Annotated in this window: 1 protein-coding gene; it reads right to left on the bottom strand. The window is 69.5% G+C overall.

The annotated features are described in order from the left end of the window. The coding region (locus tag AC1D1Y_RS26660) for a glutamate ligase domain-containing protein (protein ID WP_477684992.1) at nucleotides 1–403 on the bottom strand (403 nt) is incomplete at both ends.

Genomic DNA, 403 nt, shown 5'->3' with positions numbered 1-403 from the left:
ACCCGGGCCAGCATGGGGGCCAGGTCTTTGTCGACCATGGCGCCAAAGATGGCGTGGGTGGTGGGGTAAAAGCCCATGGCGTCCAGGTTGGCGGCCAGCGCGGCCACCGAATGCGGGTTGTGTGCCACGTCCAGCACCAGCGTGGGCTGGCCCGGAATGATCTGAAAGCGCCCCGGCAGCTCCACCAGCGCCAAGCCCACGCGCACGGCCTGGGCCGTGACGGGCAACTTCTCACGCAGCGCAGTCAGTGCGGCCAGCACGCCAGAGGCGTTGACCAATTGGTTGGCACCCCGCAGCGCCGGGTAGGCCTGGCCGCTGTAGCGCCGGCCCCGGCCGGCCCAGCCCCATTGCTGTTTGTCGCCCGACACGTTGAAGTCTGTGCCCACGCGCCACAGGTCAGCGC

The sequence above is a fragment of the Polaromonas sp. P1_G1 genome (assembly GCF_056405595.1).
The sequence above is the reverse complement of the archived record's forward strand: the minus strand, read 5'-3'. Positions and strand labels throughout refer to the sequence as shown.